Source organism: Mycobacterium sp., from assembly GCF_019247615.1.
Classification (GTDB): Bacteria; Actinomycetota; Actinomycetes; order Mycobacteriales; family Mycobacteriaceae; genus Mycobacterium.
In genome coordinates this window covers 1-3,459 of the sequence record NZ_JAFBAT010000059.1, presented here as the reverse complement: position 1 = coordinate 3,459, position 3,459 = coordinate 1, and the positions used below count along the sequence as shown (strand labels likewise).

At 65.0% G+C, this 3,459-nt stretch carries 2 protein-coding genes and 2 pseudogenes; 1 reads left to right on the top strand and 3 read right to left on the bottom strand.

Translation table 11 applies throughout. From position 1 onward, the window contains the following. Positions 1-128: 128 nt before the first annotated feature. From JO059_RS03780 to JO059_RS22895, 3 genes and pseudogenes are all read right to left on the bottom strand, one after another. A complete protein-coding gene (locus JO059_RS03780) occupies positions 129-773 on the bottom strand; it encodes a maleylpyruvate isomerase family mycothiol-dependent enzyme (protein ID WP_293314780.1) in 645 nt (214 codons plus the stop codon). Positions 774-866: 93 nt separating this feature from the next. Continuing rightward, positions 867-2,300, bottom strand: coding sequence for an FAD-dependent oxidoreductase (locus JO059_RS03775; RefSeq protein ID WP_293314779.1), 1,434 nt, complete (start codon positions 2,298-2,300; stop codon positions 867-869). Between the two features lie 179 nt (positions 2,301-2,479). Next, positions 2,480-2,881: pseudogene (locus tag JO059_RS22895) on the bottom strand (TetR-like C-terminal domain-containing protein); the annotation flags it as partial. A 94-nt stretch (positions 2,882-2,975) separates the two neighbouring features. On the opposite strand from JO059_RS22895, the pseudogene JO059_RS03770 reads away from it, so the two are divergent. Then, positions 2,976-3,459 (top strand): annotated as a pseudogene (locus tag JO059_RS03770) (alpha/beta fold hydrolase); the annotation flags it as partial.

Sequence of the window (3,459 nt, the reverse complement as noted above, 5' to 3'; positions counted from 1 at the left end):
TGTTCGCGCATTCGGCGCCGTGCCGATGACGAGTCCTTGCTCGCATCAGCGGTTTGATGACGCAAATTGGCCATTCATGTTGCGAGCGTAGCTATTTCTCGCTGCCATAGTCGATTTTGAGCAGTGTGCTAGATCCTGCCGGCGAATGCATGGATCTGTGCGGCGAGGGCGGTCTCGGCCTGGATGTTCACAATGTTGTGTGGGTTCCGGCCAGCAAGCCATCGCACGAGATCTGCTGTGGGAGCGCTGACTAGGGCGGCCGGGTCGGTCGCAGGGCCGAATTCCAATTCGTGGTTCTCGGTCGTTCGCAAGACTAGCCTGGCCTTGGGCAGGCGGCGGATTTGATATCGGACCAGCCATGGAATCGCCTCGACAAGATGTTCGGGGACGGCATGGGCGAGTCCGTTGGCTGTGGCGAGGTCGTCATGATGCGTCCAGACCTCGAAGAGGCTTAAGGCAGCCATTTTCGGGGCTAACAGTAGACGCGGCGAGGGTTCGCGGAGGTGCGCGATTAGCGCATGGTAGCCGACGCGTCGTTGTCGGCGAATCACCCAGCGGGCGAACTCGGGCCGTGGAGAAAACTGGACACCGCGCGCGGCCAATGTCCGGATGCAAAATGCGGGAACGCCGGCCGCGCGATCGGCCGCCACGACGTGTGCAGCAAGGTCGAATGCTGTCCAGTCGCCGCAGGCGGTTGGCGCTCGCGGGCCCACCGTCGCTAACGAATCAGCCAGGGCTGAGCGCTCGGCCTCTACATCCTGACGGGCGGTCACGACGACTCCCCCTGACCCCAGTCACCCCGCAACGCGGTGGCGGTTATCGCTGCCAGTCGTTGCTCAAAATCCTTAGCTGTCAGGGTCGTTGGGTCATGCATGGGCTTGTCCTTTGTGGTCCGTGATGACCTCGGCGAGCCCGCGGTCGAAATTGATCGACGCCCTGCTGAGCAGGCTTCGGCTCACGGCGATCAAGTTGCGCAGGTTGCCCGCGAGGATGTGGGGTAGCAGCGCAGGATCGTTGAGCCGGCTAGGTGGATCGACGAGGTGAGAGACGCGCAGAAGGCGCTCGGTCACGGTGATGTCGTACGCCGCGGCGGTCAAAGTCGCTCTGACTATACGGCCGAGCAACCGCTGGCGCACCGGTGGTTTCCCGCTAGGCGAGGGGGCACGGTCGCTGGCCTGATTGCGGGCCCACGTCAGCCCGATATCGTGGGCGGCTGCGTGAAAGAAGCGTCGGGCCAGATCGGTATCGCCGCGACGTAGACAGTCCCGCAGCGTTAACGATTGCAGTGCGGCCATCGTCATGCCTTGCCCGTGGATGGGGTTAAGGCTGCATAGCGCATCGCCCATCACTAACAATCCGCGCGGGAAGCGGGCCATCCGGTCGTAGCGACGCCAGACCGCGGCCGGGTTGCGGAACATCGTGATCTCGCCAAGGGGCTGTGCGTCGCGCATCGCGTCGGTGATTGTGCGAGGCAGGACTTTCCGGGTCAAAGCCAGCATCGTGGAGAAGTCGGCCGGTGCACCGCCGGCATCGGCCGATCGCCCGACGGCCAGCATCCACGTGTCGTGCTCGCAGGCAACCAGCAGCACCGTCGGCTCGGTGGGGCCCTGATTGGCCATGACCAACTGCTTGTTCAGGCATCCATTGGAGATTTCGAAGCGTTGGCTGGAATAGCCCACCGCGCTGGGAGATCGCTTCTCGGCTGGCCGGCCATAGCCCAGGTCGTCGAGAAACGCCCGAGTCCGTCCGGCTCGGCCCGTGGTGTCGACCACCAGATCGGCATCCAACCCCGTCACCATCCCGTTGTCGCGGTCGACGATTCGCACCCCAGTCACCGCTTCGGCGACAACAAGCGGGGCGATAGCCTCGTGCTCGTCGAGGAGCGCCACATTCGACAGGGCTTCGACGCGCCGGCGCACATGGAATTCCACAAACGGCCGCGTCGCCAGACACAACGTCAGCACCGCCGGATCGGCCAATCGCCCCGAACGCTTCAACTCGCAGCGCCCCACCCGTGCATAGATCCGTGACAGATCACCGTCGTTGACCACGACGGCGCCGGCGCCGGCCATCTCCTCGAGCACCCCGGGAAACAACTCCGATAACACCTGGTTGCCGCGGCTTAAAAAGGTATGAAGGTGAGGCCCCTGCGGGACGCCTCTGCGGTCACGGGGATGATCAGGCAACCGGTCGCGCTCGACCACGGTCACCGACTTGTAGAACTCTGAAAGTACCCGCGCGGCAAGCAAACCCGCTATCCCCGCACCCAGCACAACAGCGTGCTCACCGACGTCGCTCACCCAGTGCCCCTTTCGACAGCATGGGCGCTGGCGTCAGGACCATCGCGCAAGCGCGGATGTTCACCGCCAACGCGAAGGCTTCATACGCCCATGGCGAGCGACCGTACACCAATACTAAGAAAAATAAGAGTACCGTAAGGTAACAGTAAGAACTGCTCGTCGCCGACAGTCCCTCACCTCTAAGCGACAGACAACGGCAAAGCCTGGAGCCTGTGACGCAAATGCCCGAGGACCGGGCCGGTTCTCACGGGGCAAAACGACCTATTGGAGCGCAGAAATACGGCTTGCGAGTCCGGCGCGCCACGCCGCAATGGCATTGGCGCACGGCTTCCCGATGTTTTGGTGCGCTGGTCTGGCGGCTCAGCGGGCTGATTTATCAGCCCGCACCGGCGGGATGAGACCGAGCGCGTCGAGAAGCTCTCGCACATAACGCTGGCTTCGGCCGCGTCCAGGGGGTCGGGGCGCATCAAGGCCCGGTAGAGGAGGGCGCCGCCGAGTTGGTCTTGAAGGAGTTCGGGGTCGGGTCCGGGTTTGAGCTCGCCGCGGTCGCGAGCGGTGGTGATCAGGTGCGAGAAGATCTCTCGTTGTGGCGCCGGTCGCGGAACCGATTCGCCTCAGCCGTCACGTCACCCTCCGCTTGAGTCGGCACGAGCGCCCCAAGAAGAATGGGTCGGCGTGTGCCCCTCTCGCCGTGTCACGATCGCGCGCCCGCTGTTGGTCTGCACGGCGATCGCCGGGGTGACTCTCCTGCTCTCCGGCTGCGTGCGCGTCGTCGACGGACGTGCCGCCATGGCGAAACCCGCGCTGGGCCAGCCGATCCAATGGACACCCTGCCCTCCGCCTGACCCGGCGGACAACGTTCCCGCCGGCGCGCTGTGCGGGCAGCTGGCCGTGCCCGTCGACTACCACCATCTCGACGGCGACGTGGCGACCCTGGCGATGATCCGCTTTCCCGCCACCGGCGACAAGATCGGCTCACTGGTGCTCAACCCCGGCGGGCCCGGCGGGTCCGGCATCGACGCCGCGATGGGGACCGTGCAGTCGTTGCCCCCGCGCATCCGTGAACGCTTCGACCTCGTCGGCTTCGACCCGCGGGGGGTGGGATCGTCTCGACCGGCGATCCGGTGCAACTCCGATGCCGACAACGACCGGCTGCGCA